Here is a 20,172-nt window from a genome sequence, read left to right on the forward strand (position 1 = left end):
AAAGCTTCTATGACGTTTACAAAACTGTTTAGTATAATGATACTTAATATGTTAGCACTATATAAACAAATAAACCTTAGGTGAATTTTCACCTAAGGTTTATTTGTGTTTTAAAACTTACACATTATGATTTCATGCTATTTATATGTGTTTACATCAAAATATTTGCCCAATTTATTCATTGAATCATAGAAACCTTTAATACGTGTAGCATTATGAGATGCCCATGCAACATCAGTTGCATATTGATGAACGCCTGGATTATCAGGATTCCAACGCATTTTATACAAAGTATTTTGTCCTTGGTTAATGTATGAATTAGCAATGTATTTAGCGCCACCAACAATTGCTTTTTTAACAGTATCCCAGCCATTATTTTTAGCGGTAGCAAAACCTTGTTTTACAGGATCTTTATCAACGGCTCCAATACCAAACATATTGTAATATTTTTTAGCGCCATTAGTGACAACTTTATTATTTACTACGTCACCACCATTAGCAAGCTTAGAAGTTCCATTTCCAGTTTCAAGTAGGGCATGAGAAACTAAATAAACTTCATTAATGTTATAAGTTTTAGCAGCTTCACTAAATGCCTCACCTTGTCCTTCTAATATGCCTTTGCCAACTAATAGTTTATCTAAATCAGTACCAGAAATATTTTGTGATTTATCTAAGCGTAAGAATTGGTATTTTTGAGTTGGATCTTTAGCAAGCTTACTACTATCCATAGCATTTTTAATCTCACTTTTTGTTGCATCTTCCCATTTTCCAGGTGTACGTTGAATTTGAGGTTTGAATTTCAAACCATGTTGTAACGCTACTGCCTGATCTAAAGTAAGATTAGATTTATAGTATTTTACAAGCTCTTTTCGTAAGTCGCTTTCTTTTATCCAAACAATTTTACCGTTCGATAATTTACCATGATACCAAGTTACCCCATTAATGATTTGTTTTTCAAAAACAGTAAATATGCTTTCATGGAAACCTTTTAATGATCCAGCTGATTTTGTAGCATTAGGATCAAGGTAATAGTTACCATTGGCATTGTAAATAACATAGTCGAATTTTTGTGGTGTGATTTTTGATTGTGTTGGAGTTTTATTCAAATCTTTAGCTGCAATCCAACCAGTTTTATTATTGACGTTTCCGTATAGGTACTCGTCTTTATCAACAAACACAGATTTTGATGCGTTAAATTTACTGTTTTTAATATTATTTTGGGTATCTAATTGCTGATTTTTTGTACCCCATGGAATTGCATATAAGCCATTGTTAGTAGCTTTTACAGTATATTGTCCATTTTTAGCTTTTGTTTTGCTTAAGTTACGCGTATTTATATCTTTAGTATTAACCCAATCAATTGGTGTATTTTGTTTTGTATTTTGGATTAACACATAAGTGTTATTACCTTGAGTACGTTGCTTAGTTACAGTATACGTACGACCAGCAAATTTAGAAGCATTTTTACCTTTTTTATCATAAACAGTTGCTTTAATACCAGAATTATTTGTGTTTAATTGTCCGATTTTACTAACAGATGTTGTAGGAGTAGCAGTAGCTTTTGTAACTGCTTCTTTAACAGTGATGTCACCTGTTTGCATCCAACCTAGGTTAGTATTTGTTTTGTTATCTGTAATTAAATAAAATGAATTTTTACCTAATGTAGCTTTTTTACTTAATTTGTAAGTTTTACCATTCACATATGATTTTTGAATACCTTTTTGATCATATACAGATGTATAAACACCATGATTTGTTTTAGCGACTGTACCTTGTTGATTGATAAGCGTATTGACAGTTAAATTATTACTTGTACTAGGGGAGGTAGCTGTTTTTCTTGTTGAAGTTAATTTACTTAAGCTTACCCAACCGGATAAATTATTTACTGTGCCATAAATATAATTTGTTTTGCCAATTTGCTGCTGTTTTGATGCTTTGAATGTTTGACTAGAGCTGCCTGAAACTGTGCCTGCTTTCTGAGAACTAGTGCCCCAAGGTACAGTATAAATCACTTCACCAGGTTTGATTTTATAAGATTGATTATTTTTAGCAACTGGCTTAGCAGAGTTATAACTTACATCACTTTGATGTACCCATCCAATTAAATTACCTTTATTATAATCAGAAACTAAGTAAAAGTTTTTGTTTCCTAAAGTCGCCGATTTTGTAACTTTTAACGTTTGATTCGTTTTACTTGTTTTTCTACCATTTTGATCATAAACAGTGGTATATAATCCATCATTATTTGTGTTTATGCGCCCAACACCGTTGTTCGTTGATACTGTTAATTTACCAGTATTAGTAGACGGTTTTGTAGTAGAACCACTTGACTCATTTTTGCTTCCACTTGTACTTCCAGATGACGTAGAACCCCAAGCGGCAGCTTTACCTGTTTTAATTAAATATTTTTCATAAATTAAATCATAAAGTTCATCATAACTATAATTATGATTAGCTAAATAACCATGTGGATCGATATGATCTGATCCACCTAAATAATTACTTACAGCTTTATGCGTCCAAACAGTCCCAACACCATCATACTCAGCGCTATCAGGAGCAAGTCCATAATATTGTAGGTTTGTAGCTGCATAGTCTGCATAGTTATTGATAGAACGAGCAAATGAATCATAGTCATGAGTATGGACTAATTCTACATGAATAAAGCGTTCGTTTGCAGCTGGACCAGCACCCCATGCTAAATAATCTGTATTAGCTGTTTCAATAATACGATTACCATCTACATAAGCATGTACAAATGCGCTATTATAATTATTTTTCATGTAATTTATTTCACCAGTTATTGTTGAATTATCGTTTGCAGTATCATGCATAACGATACCTTCAGGTTTACCATAACGATACTGATATTTTGGTAAATAACTTGCGATATCTTGTTCATAGTTAGGTGCTTTGAAGTTATTTTTACGAATATAATTATTTATTGACGAATTTACTTTTGGCGTATATTTAGGTAATGAACTTTTAGATGTAGATTTAGTACTGACAGCTGATCTTGTAGCTATAGTTGGTGTACTAACTGATCTAGCCATTCTTAATTTTGGTGTTGCCTCACTTTTATAGACTTGAACTGTTTTTGGTGACGTATTTATATCTGAATCTAAAGTATTCACTTTTTCAGTTTGAGCTTCATTGTCAGATTGAGTTGTTGTAGTTGTCTCACCAGAAGTTACCTCAGAGTCAGCAACATCAGAAGCATCATCATCTTGAGAGACATTAGCGTTATCATCATTCTGATCTGCTACGTTAGTACTGTCGTCTTTACTTTCATTAGTGTTGGAAGCCGTACTATTATCGTTTGCAGAATCAGAAGTTGATTCATCAGAAGCGACCTCAGAGTCAGCAACATTAGAATCATCATCATCTTGAGAGACATTAGCGTTATCATCATTCTGATCTGCTACGTTAGTGCTGTCGTCTTTACTTTCATTAGTGTTGGAAGCCGTACTATTATCGTTTGCAGAATCAGAAGTTGATTCATCAGAAGCGACCTCAGAGTCAGCAACATCAGAAGCATTATCATTTTGAGAGACATTAGCGTTATCATCATTCTGATCTGCTACGTTAGTACTGTCGTCTTTACTTTCATTAGTGTTGGAAGTAGTACTATTATCGTTTGCAGAATCAGAAATTGATTCATCAGAAGCGACCTCAGAGTCAGCAACATCAGAAGCATTATCATCTTGAGCAACATTAGCGTTATCATCATTCTGATCTGCTACGTTAGTGCTGTCGTCTTTACTTTCATTAGTGTTGGAAGCCGTACTGTTATCGTTTGCAGAATCAGAAGTTGATTCGTCAGAAGTGACCTCAGAGTCAGCAACATTAGAAGCATCATCATCTTGAGCGACATTAGCGTTATCATCATTCTGATCTGCTACGTTAGTGCTGTCGGTTTTCACATCAGTACTAATAGAAACATCATTATTTACTGCTTGGGCATCTGTATTTTTATTGCTGTCAGAATTATTTTGATTTTCTTGATTTTGTGTAGAATATGTATTTTGACTTGATGTGTCTTTGTTTAGTTCGTCTAATTGTGCATCATAATTTTCAGGTTCATCTGACTTGAGTTCATGCACTTGACTTGGATCATTGTATGTTTGTGTCCCTGAAATATTTGTCGTTGGATTACTAACTTCAGATTTTATTTCTTCGCTTTGCTTTAAGGTATTTTCATCATTCAACACATTTTTATTTGATTTCTGATCTTGTGTATTATCAGCTGCATGTGCATAATGGGTTGTCAAAGCTGTACCAGCTAACGTCAATGCAACTATTGAAGGTACCTTATAATTCAACTTTTTATTAGTCATTTAACTGCCCCTTTTATTATTAATATTTAATACCATTATAATACGAAGATAGTTTAATTGAATTGATTTCATAGATTTGTAATATAAAATTAATCTTATTAAGACACTAAAAAAGTAGAAATAATTTAAGAAAAGGCGGAAATACGCCTAATTTTAAATATATTAAAATATTACACTCTTTGGAATATTACATAATAAAGATGTACATTAACTGCAACTTTATTAAATTATTTAGTTCAAATTGTTTTATTCATTAAAATATGTTCAATATTTTCTTCTAAGAAAATATCACCTGAAGCTTTATAACCTAAAGATTCATAAAAGCGTTGTGCATGGCATTGGGCATTAAGCGTTAACATATTATACCCTTGTTCTTTTGCTACTGTTTCAATAAAAAGCATTAAAGCTTTGCCATGACCTGATTTTCTATGTGTTGGTAAAATTGCTACGCGCTCAATTTTTGCTCCATTTTGATAGGGTCTAAACCTTCCAGTTGCAAAAGGGGAGTGTAGTTCATCATAACCTATGACATGAGTAGCGGTAGATTCAAATTGATCTATTTCATTTTCAAGCGGGACTCCTTGTTCATGAACAAAAACTGCTTTTCTAATTTCGTATGCATCATCCAACATTTTAGATGTAGTAACCACTTCGAACATGATAAAACCTCATTTCTTTTGAATATAATAAAACTACCCTATCACATTTATAATGTAATAGGGTAGTTATTTAATGTATTATTGAGCTTCTTGACGTACTAATGCAGTATATTGCCAAAAAATTCTCATTTGTGCAATATTCCAATTGTTCATCCCCATAGTAAAACCTGACGGCCTAAATAAATTGACGTCTGTTACTTCAAGGGCTGCTGCAATTAAATATTGTAGTGGTACACTAAGTTCTTTCATTGTTTCCGTTATACCATTTTGGTCATAAACCCAAGAAAAAGGCAGTTCTGATTCAAAAACATCAACTTTATCAAAAATTTCGGGTAGTGCTACGATATAACATGCACCGTCTACAACAGGGTTGGTTTCACTATCCTTGTAGTAGATTCGTAAAGCTTCATAGTTTTCACGATGTGCGTGATTAACATAGAAAAATTCATTTCTAAAAAGTGCCATATCCTTACTATGGATTAATTGTTGTTCTAAAACGTTAAACATACCGTTTATATTCGCTAATTTTTCATATGTTTTTCGTGACATGTCGCGATCTCCTCTCTACAGCTTAATATAGATTTGTTTGTAATTCTTGTGTGTTTTGTTGTTGATTTGGATCCTGCTGCTGTTGGTTAGGATCTATTTGTTGGTTGTAATCAGATTGTTGATTTGAATCGTTCGGTTGCTCTGTCGTTTGGTTATTATCTGTTTGATTCATATTATTTTGTTGATTTTCATTTGTAGAATTTGGATCTTGTGAATTTGAATTATTTTGTTCCGATTGTGAATTTGAATCGTCTTCATCTTCCTCAGAGCTATCTTTTTGATTTTTACGTAATAAACTACTATCAATTTCTGTTTGTGGTACGAGTGTACCATAAAAGTCGATGACACGTTTATTTAAGAAATCGTCTGTATCTTTAATTTTAGGTAAATTTAAATCGCTGCGCAAAAGATTTGCAGTATCTTGTATATTTTTAATATTAGGATTATAGTAATAAACACCATTTAAATAATCATCTTGACCTTCTAGCTGTTTACTTTTAATTTTAACATCATCTTTTAAGTAAGATGTAGCTAGTGCTTTTACTTCTTTGTAACTTAAATTATGCTTCGCGTTTTTACCTACTATTTCAATTACATCATCTAATTTACTGAATGAATCTGCTTTTTGAGCTTTAATAAATAGCTTTTTAATTAAATCCATCTGTCTTTGGCCACGTTTTAAATCTGAATCTTGATGACGTGTTCTAGCGACTGCTAAAGCTTCATCTCCATTTAGTTTTTGGTGACCTTTTTTCACTTTTATTTTTCCTGTATCGTTTGTATTTGGTTCAGAAATATTATATGGAACATCGTATTCAATGCCACCGAGTTCATCAACGGCATCCACGAATGCTTCCATGTTAATTCTTACATAATAATCAACGGGCACATTTAATGTAGCTTCTACTGAATCCATAGAAGCTGTAGGGCCGTTGTATGCATGTGCGTGTGTAATTTTATCATAATAGCCGACTTCTGGAATGTAACTGATTGTATCGCGTGGGATACTTAACATTCGAATTTGTTCTTTATCTGCGTTAAAAGTAGATAATATCATTGCATCAGTTCTTGATTGTTCAGCACTTTGCCCATTCTTTTCACGACCACTATTATCATCGATACCTAAAAATAAAATAGAGATTGGATCTTTAGACGGGTTTACTTTAGATTCACGAATACTTGATTCTCTAGAAGTATCGCTCGTATTCAATGAATGCTCAAATGCACCTTGTGACGATTTAAGTAATAAAACGGCAAATATAACTGGAACAACTACAAGAATTAAAGATAGAAATATTAAAAGGTATTTTAAAAATTTATTCATGTATGAAGCTCCCCATCGTATGTGATTTTGTATATATTACAATATTGATCTAATGTTAAGTTTTTGATTATTTCATTAAATTATTGTAAAGAGAAATTTGTACTATAACTTATAATTTTATAACTAACATTAAAAAATATCAACTAAGAATTTATCCTACTAAAGTTTGAATTATAAATTGGCGTACAGTTGACCATTAAAATATTCTTAATGAAAATAAAAGAAATAATTATTAAGAAAAACGACATGGCTAAAATGATTTATTTATAAACTTACGATATAATTAGCATATGTTAAATGTTATCAATGATTGATAATATTAATATTTTTACTTCAGCAAGTTTTTAAGCAGAGATTTTAAAGTCATAGCGATTTTTGGTATTTATTAAATTAAATCAAAGATAATACCGTATGAATAAATTGTTAATATATTGAAGTTTCAAGGAGGATATAACCATGAAATCAGAATGGTTGGATAAATTAGATGAAAGTTTAGTAAAAAAATTTTATGAAGCACAAACAGAAAAAGAAATAGAAGAAGGGTTTAGCGGAAACCTAACATTTGGGACTGCTGGAATACGTAGTACTTTCGGTTTAGGACCGGGTCGATTGAATGCATTTACAGTCCGCAAAGTTGCATTGGGTTTATCGCAATATTTGAAAGCAAAATTTGATAATCCATCCATCGTAATCCATTTTGACACAAGATTGTTATCGAAAGCATTTTCAGAAGAAATGGCGTCTGTTTTAGCTCAAAATAATATTACTACGATTTTATCAGAAAATTACAAATCCACACCTGAATTATCATTTGCGGTGAGATATTTAAAAACAAGTGCAGGTGTGATGATTACTGCTAGTCATAATCCCAAAAACTATAATGGGATTAAAATATACGATCAAAACGGTGGACAATTATTACCCGATGAATCAGAACATTTAAGTCAATATATTAACGCTATTGAGCATCCACTACAGATTGATAGAGATGATTTTAATTTATTACTCGAAGATAATAAAATCACATATATGTCAAATGAAGTCACTGAAGCTTATAAAAATGAAGTGAAAGATTTAGTAGGGGATATTCCTGAGAAACAAGCTAAAGTCGTACTTACGAGTTTACATGGTACGAGTTTACCTTTGGCTTCTGATATATTATCAGAATTAAACTATGATAACTTTGTTATTGAAAAAGAACAGTCAACCCCAGATGGTAATTTTCCAACTGTAGCGATAGCTAATCCTGAAGATGAGGCTGTTTTTGAACGCGGTATTAAGCTCGCAAACGATACAGATGCACAATTAATTATAGCGACTGATCCTGATGCTGATAGATTGGGTATAATTGAACGTTATAATGACCAAACGTACAGATATTTTAATGGAAATGAAATTGGTATTTTGCTTACTAAATTAAGATTCCAAGATTTAGTAGAAGAAGGTAAGCAACTATACATGATTAAATCTATAGTCACAAGTGAACTTGCGGAAAGATTAGCCTTAGCATTAGATGTAGAAGTGAATAATGTATTAACAGGATTTAAATACATTTCAAATTTATTGGAAACAGAAAGTGCTCATCAAGATAAGCAATTACTAATTGCTTTTGAAGAAAGCCATGGCTATTTAGCAAAGCCATTTTCAAGAGACAAAGATGCAATACAAATGGTTCCTTTATTAATCAAATATAAAAATTTATTAGCGAATAACGGAATGACATTTAAAGATACAATAGAAGATATTTATGCGCATATCGGTGCATATAAAGATAAAACTCTATCACCGACATTTGAAGGCGCAGAAGGCATTGAAAAAATCACTAAAATAATGGATCAATTTAGAAATAAAGATGTTTCAACGATTTGTGGTCTTGAAGTAACACAAGTTGAGGATTACCAATTAGGTACCATTAAAAATTTAAGAGAGGGTAGTACTGAGGCATTATCATTACCTGAAACCAATTTAATTCGCTTTATTTTTGATGAAGGTTTCATTGCATTGAGACCTTCTGGTACTGAACCTAAAATCAAGTTGTATTTCTCATTAAATATAGAAGATATTGATGCTTTAACAAATCAATTTAAAGAGGAATATATCAATCATATAAAATAACAACAAAGAGGCAACAACATGAAAGTCAACAAATATAAAATAATCATTGTTTTAATCATTTTCATATTTTTGGTTTTAAGTTTTACTGGTTATAGACACTATAAACAAATGAAAGATTATATTAGTCCTTCAAAGATTTCAACCAAGGAAAATGAAAAACAATCATCTAAGAAACAAAAAAAGTTAAAAACAGTCGTTGATCACAAACATCCACAAATTAATAAAATAGATGAATATTTGGAACAAACTCATTTTAATGGTACCATTGCGCTTTTTGAAAAAGGTAAACTTAAATTGAATAAAGGCTATGGTTATCAAGATTTTGAAAAGAGTGAAGAAAATAATGCTAATACGATGTTTTTAATTGGCTCAGCACAAAAATTTTTGACAGGTATCATGTTAAAACAATTAGAAATTGAAGACGAGATTCATATGATGACGCCAGTAAAGCATTATTTAGAATGGTTTGATTCAATTTATCCACTTTCGATTAAGCAACTAATGTTACATCAAAGTGGGTTATATAAATATAAAGCTAATCCAAAATTTAAAGATTTAAATGATGCAACACATGCAATACAACAGAGAGGTATCAACCCTTTAGAATATAATAAATATCAATATAACGATGCTAATTATTTAATATTATCGAAAGTAATAGAGACGGTGACACATAAGTCTTATATGCAGAATTTAAATGAAAGATTAGTGAAACCATATAATTTAGAATATACGGCACGTTATAGTAATTTAAATTTTCAAAAATATATGGCTGTTGGTTATAAAAATGATAAATTAACTGGAAGACGTATTCGTCAAAAACCTAATATATTAAATCAATATGATGGGGCAGGTAACCTTTACATGTCTCCTTATGATATGGGGAAAGTGGTATTAAATTTACAAGACAATAGAATTTTTGACGAAACAACGACCATGCCTTTTATTCATGAAAGTTTGACTACACAATATCCTAGACCATACCGATATGGTTTTTATTCTTTTGCTGATAAAAATAGAATTAATGGCATTTTTTTCGGCAATATATTCACAGTATATTTTAATGATAATTATGTTATTGTACTAGCAACGAATTATGACAACGGCAAAATGAATAATGAATATAAAATGAAACATATTTACTTTAAGTTATTACATCAAGATGGTCATTATAATAGAGTAAAACAGTTGTATTGAAAGGGAATAGTGATAGGTGTTTAATATCACTGATTAAAACATAACCGTCAATTTCTATCAAACCACGATAGAAATTGACGGTTTTTCTTTTATAATAAGTTGTTTATGTTTTGAGGACAAATTATAGTTCATGTTTCGCAAAATGCATGCTTTTTATACGGTAATGTTAATTAGAGATAAATACATGCATGATATATCTCGCTAAATTAGTTTGTCCATGGATTTCCTTAGAAAAGGTGTGTTAGTTTTTCTGCAAAATAAATACTTTTTTGTTTTGTAAGATGCAGACTGGATTGTCGTAGATATGATTAATTACGAATCTGAGTTCATACATATGATCAAAAATTGTAAATAATAAAAGATGAGTCAAGCGATTTGTGTATTAAAATTTTACTTACAATACTTTAAAGCATCGATAAACATCTGCTTAAAGATATTTGCTTGTACTGACATTACTACGGTTGTATTAGGAAATTGAGATTTGAAGTCAACTACTGAAGCACCCTTGGTTAATTTGCCATCTGTTTCAATTTGCACATCAGCTTCTCGTACAACAAAGTGTTCTGGATGCAGTAGATAAAGCAATGTATAAGCATCGTATACATTAATACCTTTTTCAAAATCGTCTCCTCTATAATGTTTGAATAACTGATGCAACATCTTACCAGTCTCGTTGATTGATTTTAGTTCATTTATTGTTTCATGCGTCAAACTAGAACTTCTAGCAACATCTAATCCTATCATAGTTATAGGTAGTCCAGAATTAAATACGATTTGAGCAGCTTCAGGATCACAATAAATATTAAATTCAGCTAATGGTGTTACATTACCTCGAGATGCTGAGCCACCCATTAATACAATTTCTTTAATGTATGCTTTCACTTCAGGATAAGTCATTAATAATTATGCAATATTCGTTAGTGGGCCAATAGGAATAAGCGTGATAGGCGTTTCGCTTTTGAGTAAAACATCTCGCATGGCCTCAACAGCATGAGTAGAATCGAGATCACTTTCATTGATTTCTGGGAAAGTATATCCTTCCATTCCCGATTCACCATGTACTTCACTTGCATCTACAATAGCTGATAAAAGTGGTTGTGAAGCACCTCTATGTACAGGTACATCGCTATTAAAGAAACGTTTGATTTTTAATGCATTAGCAGTTGTTTTTTCGATTCCAACATTACCATTGACTGTAGAAATCATTTTCAAATCAAATTCTGGATGGTTTAAAGCAAAGCTAATCGCTGCTGCATCATCAATACCTGGGTCTGTATCAATAATAATTGGTTGTTTCATAATTATCTAATCCTCCTGTTACAAAAATAGCATTATCAATTATATTCTACATCTTTTGGAGAAAGAAATGTTACAAAGTAAATTATTTAATGAAAGGTATAGGGGAGATGGATACGGGAATAAAAAAAAGACTTCTCTTTCGAGAAGTCTTTTTGGGATTATAAGTGGCTTGAGTGTCCACCTTGCATTACCCAATACGTACCAATAACTGTAATTAGAGTAATGATAACCGCAAATATAACTTTAAACCCTTGTACATTTCCATCTTTACCTTCAGTTAAGTGCATGAACATTAATAATTGTACTGCAGCTTGGATAAAGGCAAAGCCAAAGATGATTGTAATCTTAGCATTTAGTGCCATTGATGTGTATAGGGTTACGAATACTGCTAAAATAGTCAAAACGATTGAGCCAATAAAACCTACTGTGTGTTTTACAATTGTATTCATCCGCTAAACACCATCCCTATCATATATACGGCAGTGAAGATGAAGATCCAAACAACATCTAAGAAGTGCCAATATAAACTTACTATAAATAATTTAGGAGCATTATCTTTATTTAATCCACGCATTGCAACTTGAATTAATAGACATGTAATCCAAACAATCCCTAGAGATACGTGGGCACCATGTGTTCCTAAAAGAATAAAGAAACTAGACCAGTAAGAACCAATAGTTAAGTTAACACCTTCTGAGACATAGTGAGCAAACTCATAAATTTCAAAGCCTACGAACACTACTCCGAATAGTAAAGTGATAATCATCCATATTGTCATTAATTTTGCTTTTTCTTGTCTCATATAGTAAATAGAAATACCACAAGTGTAAGAACTAATTAATAACGCAAATGTCATTATTAAAATTAGGGGTAATTCGAACATTTCAGTTGTCATTTTACCGCCATAATCGCCACCGTGTTGAAGCGTTAATAGGGTTGCGAATAGCGTACCGAATAATGAGACTTCCGCTGTAAGGAATACCCAAAAGCCAAGTCTATTTAAATTACCTTCATGCGAACGTTGATCAATAGTGTTTGCATCATGACTCATGACTTACAGCCTCCCTTTCTTTAATACGTGCTTCACGTAAACGTTTTTCGGTTTCTGCTACTTCAGAAGCTGGAATATGATAACCGTGGTCTACTTGGAAACTGCGGTAAATCATAGTACCAAAGATACCTATTAAGCAAATAACGGCTGGAAGTATAGTTTCAAAGACAAGGAAGAATCCACCGATTGTGAAGAAAATTCCCATCCAGAAACCAACTGGCGTATTATTTGGCATATGGATATCAGAATAATTGTGATTATCTAAGTAGTGTCTACCGTGTTCTTTCATATTTACAAATGTATCGTAGTCATTCCAATCTGGTGTAATAGCAAAGTTGTATTTAGGTGGCATTGCTGAAGCTGTTGACCACTCTAATGTACGTCCTAAGCCATCCCAGTTGTCACCAGTAGCTTCACGTGGTGCTTTGAAGAAACTATATACGATACTAGCAACTAAGAACATAAAGCCTAGTGCCATCATTAATGCACCGACAGTAGAGATTGCGTTTAGCAACCACCATCCATCTTCTGGCATATAAGTGTATAAACGACGTGGCATACCATCTAATCCAAGGATGAATTGAGGTAAGAAACAAACGTTAAATCCAATCATGAATAACCAGAAACTCCATTTGTTTAATGTCTCGTTTAACTTAAATCCAGTCATCTTAGGCCACCAGAAAATGAGTGCACCTAAACAAGCAAATACAACACCAGCTACTAATGTGTAGTGGAAGTGAGCAACTAAGAAGTACGTATTATGGTACTGATAGTCGGCTGCTGCCATTGCAAGCATAACACCAGTTACACCACCAAGTAAGAAGTTAGGAATGAATGCTAATGCGAATAGCATAGGCGATTCAAATGTAATTCTACCTTGATATAAAGTGAATAACCAGTTAAATAATTTAACACCTGTTGGTATACCAATCAGCATAGTTGTGATTGAGAAGAATGAGTTAATTAATGCACCATTACCCATAGTGAAGAAATGGTGAACCCAAACTAAGAAACTAAGGAATGCGATACCTGCTGTTGCCCACACCATACTTTGGTGACCAAACAGACGTTTACGTGCAAATGTTGGAATAATTTCTGAATAAATACCGAATGCCGGTAGGATAACGATATAAACTTCGGGGTGCCCCCATACCCAGAAGAAGTTAGCCCATAGCATTGGCATACCACCATTTGCGACTGTAAAGAATGCAGTATCGAAGATTCTATCTGTTGTAAACAGTGCTAGCGCAACTGTCAATACTGGGAAAGCCAAAATAACGATTAATGCTGTAATGAAAGTAGTAACCGTGAACATTGGCATTTCCATAAATTTCATCGTAGGTGTTTTACATCTAAGTATTGTTACAAAGAAGTTAATACCAGTCATTAGGGTACCTATACCAGAAATCTGTATTGCGATAAGGTAGTAGTTAACCCCAGGTCCTGGACTGAATTCTCCTGCGAGTGGTGCATAGTTAGTCCAACCAGCTGCAGGTGAGCCTCCGATTATAAATGATAGGTTGAATAACAACATACCAGAGAAGAATAACCAGAAACTTACGTTATTTAATACAGGGAATGCAACGTCTCTTGCACCAATTTGAAGAGGTACAATAACATTCCATAAACCAAAGATGAAAGGCATCGCCATAAAGATAATCATTATTACGCCGTGCGTACTGAAGACTTCATTATAGTGATTTCCTTCTAAGAATGTATTATCTGGAATTGCTAATTGTGTACGCATCATTAGGGCATCAATACCACCACGTACGAACATTAATACAGCACAGATTAAATACATAGCACCAATTTTTTTATGGTCAATAGACGTGAACCATTCTCTGTATAGATATTTCCACAATTTAAAGTAAGTAATTACTGCGATTACTGCGATGATAGCAAACGGTGCACCAATTTGCGCCATTGTAATCATCCAGTTACCTTGAACGAGTAATTGATCCCATGGGAAATTCATTAATGTCCACCTCCATGTTCATGGTCTTTTTTCTCAGCTTTAGATGCTTTTTCATCTTTAGCACCTTCTGAGATTTTTTCCATTTCATCCATATTATGTGATTCTTCATCTTTGAATTCACTATCATATGGTTCATTATTGCCTAGAATCATAGCTTTCATACCATGACGTTCATAGTTTGCGTTTGTGATTTGAGGTTTACGTGCAGGTTTATTCGGTTTATCCAATACATCTTTTTTAATTTCTTCAGGTGTATTGAAGTTTGGATCTTTCTGTACGTAATTGAAACGATCATAAGCATGGAAAATATACTCAGGATCAGCTGCTGGATCAACAAACGCCATGTGCGTACCACTGAAAGTTAAGTTTTTATTTTCAGTAGTTGGTAAAAGTTGTTTATCAAAAGTATCTTGATCTAATTTCTTTTGACTTTGAGCATCTTTTACCCAATCCTTAAATTTACTTTGGCTAACAGAATTAACATCAAATGTCTGACGAGCGAATCCTTCACCGTTGAAGTTTGAGTTACGTCCTCGGAACGTACCTTCTTCGCTAGCAGTTAATGTCCAATCCATTGTCATACCAGTCATCGCGTATTTTTGACCACCTAATTGTGGTATCCAGAAACTTGTCATCATATCCATTGATTGGAGTTTGAAGACAACAGGGCGATCTTTAGGTATTGTTAGGTGGTTAACAGTTTCGATTTTTTCTTCAGGATAACTGAAGAACCACTTATAACCAGCGCTTGTTGCATAGACAACAAGTGGATCGTCTTGTTTTTCCGGTTTAGCTTCATACATATAAAGTGATTTTACTGTAGGAATCGCTAAAGCGATAACGATGATCACCGGAATGATAAACCAAATTGTTTCAATTAAAGAATTGTGGTGCATCTTACCAGACTCGTCTGTTTTGTGTAATCTATATTTATATAGGAACAGAGCAAACATGATAAGTACGGCGGCAATAATAACAAGCATGAAGATGATTGAATAAATAATCAAGAACTTCGAGTCACTTGCTACCGGCCCTTTTGGGTTTAAAACTTCTACATTTGAACAACCACTAAGTATAATTAGTGAGCCAAAGAGTAGAAGCAAAGACTTAAATTTTGACACTTTTTTGACCTCCTAATACTACAATTGTAGGGCTTACCATCAATTTTAAGATATTACGCAATATTTACAAGTGTTTGTGCAAAAAAAATTATTGTAAAATTAAAAGAAACCCAACAAACTCAACGTCTGACGGGCTTTCAAAGATTTGTTAAAATTATGTGTACATTTTGTGAAAAGTGTCATATTTTAGGCGATAGGATAATTTCACACCAAAATTAATTGTTTGAGTGAATTTCATTATGACATATGTATTGATATACTATTTATTTTACTTCAATATATCTTATTGATTTATTCGTTGCACCTTCTGAATCTTCTACAGTATATTCAATTTTATATTTGCCTTCTTTTTCAGTGTTAATATTTCCATCTACTGAAATTTTGTGCGTTAAGTCACCATCTTCTTTATCATAGGCACGTACGCCATTTAATAAATTATAGTTATTTCCTTTATCGATGATAACATCGTTTGTTCCTTTTAATTCGGGGATAGAATTTTCTGTAGCTTCTGCACTTAGATTAGGTGAAACAAGGGTTGCAGATACCCCGAGTGCTGATAATGACTGCATTAATTTATTCATAACGTAAACCTCCGTATGAGCGTCATTTATTTTGTATCTTAAATACACTATATTTTATTTTGATAGAAATTACATCGTACTATAGTCTTAATATAACGTAATTGTGTAAATTAAGTTATAATTTTTCGAAAAAATTCAGTTAACTGTAATAAATTTTTGAAAAACGTAAAAACTACTAAAGAAAATTGAGTGTTTTTGAATAAAACCTTATTGATGGATGTTTTAATAAAATAAGAGATGTTTTAGGAGATGGTTTAAAAATGAATATGAGCGTGGGGCAGAAATCTGATTTTACGAAAAAAGATTTTGTCTGCTTATCTGGCCATATATGATTTGAATTGAAAAGTATAAAATATTTAATTGAACTTCAGCTTACAAACAATTCTCACTTACGCAATTTGTTCGTTTTGTAAAAAATGATTTGAAGTTTTATATAAGGAAGATAGTAGATCAACACGGCCTATATTTCATAAAAGTAAAATAAACGTCAATTTCTATTGTAATCACTTAGAAATTGACGTTTATTCATTAGTTTGAGATATGAAATCTCAGTTTTGCCTGTTTTTAAAATGTTTTTAAATTAAGCGTGTGATTGTTATTCAATACCTCTACGCATTTTTTCGGCCATAAGTGTATTGTTTAATACCATTGTAATAGTCATTGGGCCAACGCCACCAGGTACAGGTGTAATAGCACTAGCAATTTCTTTAACTTCATCATAGGCAATATCACCTTTTAATTTTCCGTTTTCATCTGGTGTATTACCAACATCAATTACAACTGCACCTTCTTTAACATCTTCTTTAGTAACAAGTCCAGGACGTCCAACAGCACTAACGATAATATCAGCGTTTTTTAAATGTTGGTGCATGTCTTTAGTTCTTGAGTGCAGTATCGTTACTGATGCATTTTTTTGTAATAATAGTTTTGATACTGGTTGACCTACAATATGACTTCTACCTATAACAACAGCATCTTTTCCTTCTAAATCAATGTCAGCATGATTTAGCAATTCCATAATACCAAGAGGTGTACAAGGTACAAAAGTTTGTTGGTCAATGTATAATTTACCTATATTTTCAGGATGGAATCCATCAACATCTTTAGCGGGGTTAATTGATTCTAGAACTTTTTGTTCGCTAACTTGATCTGGTAGTGGCACTTGAACTAATATGCCACTGACACTGTCATCCTCATTTAAGCGTTGAAGTTCACTTAATACTTTTTCTTCACTAGCACTTTCATCTAAATGTACGATTTCAGAAATCATGCCTATTTTTTCTGCAGCTTTCTTTTTAGAATTCACATAACTTTTACTAGCACCGTCATTACCTACTAATATTACTGATAATTTTGGCGTGTAACCCTTAGTTTGTAAAGCTTCGACTTGATCTTTTAGACCTTGTCTATAATCCTTTGCGATTTGTTTCCCGTCTAAAATTTTTGCGACCATGAAAAAATCCTCCTCCAATGTATGAACTTTACTTAACTTTAACATAATTAACATCATGTTTTTCAACCAAAAGACGAAAATTTAAAGATTTTTTTGCTTTAAAGTTCGATTTTTGATTGAAAAAGCGATTTTTAGTTGTTATGCTATATCTGTAATATACATCTAATAGACGTAACATTTCAAATTTCTGAAAGGGTGTTCATTTTGAAAGTGGTAGTCATAATGGGTAGTTCTTCCGACTGGGAGACTATGAAAGAAAGTTGTCAAATGTTAGAACAACTAGATATACCGTACGAAAAGAAAGTTGTTTCCGCACATCGTACGCCTCAATTAATGTATGAATTTGCAAAAGGAGCTAGAGACAATGGCTATGATGTCATTATTGCAGGTGCTGGTGGAGCAGCACACTTGCCAGGTATGGTTGCTTCAATGACGACATTACCAGTAATTGGTGTGCCAATAGAATCTAAAAGTTTAAAAGGATTAGATTCTCTTCTATCTATTGTCCAAATGCCGGGTGGTATTCCAGTGGCAACGACAGCTATAGGCAAATCTGGAGCCAAAAATGCAGGAATACTTGCTGCAAGAATGCTCAGCATTGGTAATAAAGTTATCCAAAAGAATTTGGAAAATTATGAAAAATTATTGGTTGAGAAAGTGAGTGATATGCAACATGAACTTCAATAAACTAACATTTGGATCAACGATTGGAATTATTGGTGGCGGGCAATTAGGAAAAATGATGGCACAATCTGCACAGAAAATGGGTTATAAAGTTATCGTTTTAGATCCTGATGAAAATTGTCCATGTCAATATGTAGCGCATCAATTTATAAAAGCAAACTATGATGACGAACAATCGCTTATTCAACTAGGTGAATTGTCCGACGTTATCACATATGAGTTTGAGAATATTTCTGCGCATCAATTACAAACATTAGTTTCTCAATATAATATTCCTCAAGGTTATCAAGCTATACAACTGTTACAGGATAGATTGATTGAAAAGCAAACCTTGCAAGGTGCTGGAACTCAAGTAGCACCATTTATAAAATTATCTGACCCAGATGAGTTATCTCAAGCTATAGAAACAATTGGTTTTCCTTTTATGATAAAAACAAGATTTGGTGGATACGACGGAAAAGGACAATTACTTATTACAAATGAAACAGATTTGGACAATGCAAAAGCGTTAATTGAAAAGCAAGAATGTGTCGCTGAAAAATTTTTAAATCTACAAAAAGAAGTTTCTTTAACGGTAACGATTGGTAACAATAATCAAATTACGTACTTCCCGTTACAAGAGAATGAACATCAAAACCAAATATTATTTAAGACTGTTGTGCCTGCACGTGTGGATTCACAAATTGAACAATTAGCACGAAATGAAGTTGAAAAGATCATCAAACATATTCACTTTGTAGGTACGTTTACAGTGGAGTTTTTCATCGATTCAAACAATCAATTGTTTGTGAACGAAATTGCACCTAGACCTCATAATTCAGGACATTATTCAATTGAAGCGTGTGATTATTCGCAGTTTGATACACATATATTAGCAGTGACAGGTCAACACTTACCAGAAAAAATCGAATTATTAAAACCTAGTGTAATGATGAACTTATTAGGAAGAGATTTAGATCTGTTAGAACATAAATTCGGCGATCATCCTGAATGGCATGTACATATTTATGGAAAATCAAGTCGTAAACCTGACCGTAAAATGGGTCATCTTACAATGCTTACAAACAATGTAGAACAAACAGAACAAACTTTACTAAATCATTTTGAAGGGAGACATGGCTAATGTCTTTGTTATATGAAGGAAAAGCGAAAAGAATTTTTTCTACGGCACAATCAGATGTACTTCGAATTGAATATAAGGATGAAGTCACAGCTGGTAATGGTGCCAAAAAAGATTTTATAGAAGGTAAAGGCCGTTTAAATAATCAAATTACTTCTAGAATTTTCAGTCTTATTCAAGATCGTGATATTAATAGTCATTTTATCGAACAACTATCAGAAACTGAACAACTCGTAAAATCTGTAGACATTATTCCATTAGAGGTCGTAGTTAGAAATATTGCTGCGGGCTCTATAACAAAGAGATTAGGCTTTGATAAAGGTCATAAGTTTGAAAGCCCATTAGTTGAATTCTTTTATAAAAACGACGATTTAAATGACCCTTTAATTACAGAAGATCACATACAATTATTAAATATAGCTAGTAAAGATGAAATTGAAAAATTAAAAGATGCAGCAATAACAATTAATTCAGTATTGCTTGAATTAATGGATGATATGGATCTAAGACTCGTAGATTTCAAAATAGAGTTTGGACGTAGCACGAATGGCCAAATTTTATTAGCAGATGAAATTTCACCAGATACATGTCGCATTTGGGATAAATATAGTGATACAAATTTCGATAAAGACGTTTATCGTGAAGATACTGGTTCAATCATAGACACTTATCAAACTTTTCTTAATAAATTGGAGGAACTATAA

The 20,172-nt window shown here is 32.6% G+C and carries 15 protein-coding genes and 1 pseudogene; 5 read left to right on the forward strand and 11 right to left on the reverse strand.

Features of this window, described 5'->3' with window-relative positions:
* Positions 1–137: 137 nt before the first annotated feature.
* From KA833_RS04840 to KA833_RS04855, 4 genes are all read right to left on the reverse strand, one after another.
* Positions 138–4,337, reverse strand: coding sequence for a GW dipeptide domain-containing protein (locus KA833_RS04840; protein WP_210139532.1), 4,200 nt, complete (start codon positions 4,335–4,337; stop codon positions 138–140).
* Between the two features lie 236 nt (positions 4,338–4,573).
* Positions 4,574–4,996, reverse strand: coding sequence for a GNAT family N-acetyltransferase (locus KA833_RS04845; protein ID WP_046207909.1), 423 nt, complete (start codon positions 4,994–4,996; stop codon positions 4,574–4,576).
* Between the two features lie 78 nt (positions 4,997–5,074).
* Positions 5,075–5,545 (reverse strand): DUF2538 family protein, encoded by a 471-nt coding sequence (locus KA833_RS04850; RefSeq protein ID WP_019468155.1) that lies wholly within the window; start codon positions 5,543–5,545, stop codon positions 5,075–5,077.
* A gap of 22 nt (positions 5,546–5,567) precedes the next feature.
* Entirely contained in the window at positions 5,568–6,869 is a 1,302-nt protein-coding gene (locus KA833_RS04855) for an LCP family protein (RefSeq protein WP_046207908.1), read from the reverse strand.
* A 456-nt stretch (positions 6,870–7,325) separates the two neighbouring features.
* Between KA833_RS04855 and KA833_RS04860 the strand changes: the two genes are divergently transcribed.
* Both KA833_RS04860 and KA833_RS04865 read left to right on the forward strand, forming a co-directional pair.
* Entirely contained in the window at positions 7,326–8,984 is a 1,659-nt protein-coding gene (locus tag KA833_RS04860; RefSeq protein ID WP_210128064.1) for a phospho-sugar mutase, read from the forward strand.
* Positions 8,985–9,002: 18 nt separating this feature from the next.
* A complete protein-coding gene (locus KA833_RS04865) occupies positions 9,003–10,181 on the forward strand; it encodes a serine hydrolase domain-containing protein (RefSeq protein ID WP_046207906.1) in 1,179 nt (392 codons plus the stop codon).
* Positions 10,182–10,571: 390 nt separating this feature from the next.
* On the opposite strand, the pseudogene rihC reads toward KA833_RS04865, so the two are convergent.
* The 7 genes and pseudogenes from rihC to folD all read right to left on the reverse strand — a co-directional run bounded on the left by rihC (position 10,572) and on the right by folD (position 17,664).
* Positions 10,572–11,480: pseudogene (rihC, locus tag KA833_RS04870) on the reverse strand (ribonucleoside hydrolase RihC).
* 158 nt (positions 11,481–11,638) lie between these two features.
* Positions 11,639–11,929, reverse strand: a complete 291-nt coding sequence (qoxD, locus tag KA833_RS04875; RefSeq protein ID WP_046207904.1) for a cytochrome aa3 quinol oxidase subunit IV — start codon at positions 11,927–11,929, stop codon at positions 11,639–11,641.
* Positions 11,926–12,531, reverse strand: coding sequence for a cytochrome aa3 quinol oxidase subunit III (qoxC, locus tag KA833_RS04880; protein ID WP_046207903.1), 606 nt, complete (start codon positions 12,529–12,531; stop codon positions 11,926–11,928). The genes qoxD and qoxC overlap by 4 nt, the downstream gene beginning before the upstream one ends.
* Positions 12,521–14,509 (reverse strand): cytochrome aa3 quinol oxidase subunit I, encoded by a 1,989-nt coding sequence (qoxB, locus tag KA833_RS04885; RefSeq protein ID WP_046207902.1) that lies wholly within the window; start codon positions 14,507–14,509, stop codon positions 12,521–12,523. The genes qoxC and qoxB overlap by 11 nt, the downstream gene beginning before the upstream one ends.
* The gene (qoxA, locus tag KA833_RS04890) at positions 14,509–15,630 is read right to left on the reverse strand and encodes a cytochrome aa3 quinol oxidase subunit II (protein WP_046207901.1); all 1,122 of its coding nucleotides are present in this window, start codon (positions 15,628–15,630) and stop codon (positions 14,509–14,511) included. The genes qoxB and qoxA overlap by 1 nt, the downstream gene beginning before the upstream one ends.
* A 263-nt stretch (positions 15,631–15,893) precedes the next feature.
* Positions 15,894–16,211, reverse strand: coding sequence for an immunoglobulin-like domain-containing protein (locus tag KA833_RS04895; protein WP_046207900.1), 318 nt, complete (start codon positions 16,209–16,211; stop codon positions 15,894–15,896).
* Positions 16,212–16,806: 595 nt separating this feature from the next.
* Positions 16,807–17,664, reverse strand: coding sequence for a bifunctional methylenetetrahydrofolate dehydrogenase/methenyltetrahydrofolate cyclohydrolase FolD (gene folD / locus KA833_RS04900; protein ID WP_210128068.1), 858 nt, complete (start codon positions 17,662–17,664; stop codon positions 16,807–16,809).
* Between the two features lie 204 nt (positions 17,665–17,868).
* Here folD and purE point away from each other — a divergent pair, with 204 nt between their 5' ends.
* Genes purE through purC form a run of 3 tightly spaced genes read left to right on the forward strand, consistent with a single transcriptional unit; the run spans position 17,869 to position 20,172 of the window.
* Positions 17,869–18,351, forward strand: coding sequence for a 5-(carboxyamino)imidazole ribonucleotide mutase (gene purE, locus KA833_RS04905; protein ID WP_064209115.1), 483 nt, complete (start codon positions 17,869–17,871; stop codon positions 18,349–18,351).
* Positions 18,338–19,471 (forward strand): 5-(carboxyamino)imidazole ribonucleotide synthase, encoded by a 1,134-nt coding sequence (gene purK, locus KA833_RS04910; RefSeq protein WP_064209114.1) that lies wholly within the window; start codon positions 18,338–18,340, stop codon positions 19,469–19,471. Before purE ends, purK begins: the two co-directional genes overlap by 14 nt.
* The gene (gene purC / locus KA833_RS04915; protein WP_046207896.1) at positions 19,471–20,172 is read left to right on the forward strand and encodes a phosphoribosylaminoimidazolesuccinocarboxamide synthase; all 702 of its coding nucleotides are present in this window, start codon (positions 19,471–19,473) and stop codon (positions 20,170–20,172) included. Before purK ends, purC begins: the two co-directional genes overlap by 1 nt.

Source organism: Staphylococcus sp. GDY8P67P, assembly GCF_017892545.1.
GTDB lineage: Bacteria > Bacillota > Bacilli > Staphylococcales > Staphylococcaceae > Staphylococcus > Staphylococcus ureilyticus.

Excerpts from the sequence above, each read along its gene's own strand:
- folD (WP_210128068.1), bottom strand. The coding sequence starts at position 17,664 with ATGGTCGCAAAAATTTTAGACGGGAAACAAATCGCAAAGGATTATAGA.
- qoxC (WP_046207903.1), bottom strand. The coding sequence starts at position 12,531 with ATGAGTCATGATGCAAACACTATTGATCAACGTTCGCATGAAGGTAAT.
- KA833_RS04845 (WP_046207909.1), bottom strand. The coding sequence starts at position 4,996 with ATGTTCGAAGTGGTTACTACATCTAAAATGTTGGATGATGCATACGAA.
- KA833_RS04855 (WP_046207908.1), bottom strand. The coding sequence starts at position 6,869 with ATGAATAAATTTTTAAAATACCTTTTAATATTTCTATCTTTAATTCTT.
- KA833_RS04860 (WP_210128064.1), top strand. The coding sequence starts at position 7,326 with ATGAAATCAGAATGGTTGGATAAATTAGATGAAAGTTTAGTAAAAAAA.
- qoxD (WP_046207904.1), bottom strand. The coding sequence starts at position 11,929 with ATGAATACAATTGTAAAACACACAGTAGGTTTTATTGGCTCAATCGTT.
- purK (WP_064209114.1), top strand. The coding sequence starts at position 18,338 with ATGAACTTCAATAAACTAACATTTGGATCAACGATTGGAATTATTGGT.
- KA833_RS04865 (WP_046207906.1), top strand. The coding sequence starts at position 9,003 with ATGAAAGTCAACAAATATAAAATAATCATTGTTTTAATCATTTTCATA.
- qoxB (WP_046207902.1), bottom strand. The coding sequence starts at position 14,509 with ATGAATTTCCCATGGGATCAATTACTCGTTCAAGGTAACTGGATGATT.
- KA833_RS04840 (WP_210139532.1), bottom strand. The coding sequence starts at position 4,337 with ATGACTAATAAAAAGTTGAATTATAAGGTACCTTCAATAGTTGCATTG.
- KA833_RS04850 (WP_019468155.1), bottom strand. The coding sequence starts at position 5,545 with ATGTCACGAAAAACATATGAAAAATTAGCGAATATAAACGGTATGTTT.
- KA833_RS04895 (WP_046207900.1), bottom strand. The coding sequence starts at position 16,211 with ATGAATAAATTAATGCAGTCATTATCAGCACTCGGGGTATCTGCAACC.
- purC (WP_046207896.1), top strand. The coding sequence starts at position 19,471 with ATGTCTTTGTTATATGAAGGAAAAGCGAAAAGAATTTTTTCTACGGCA.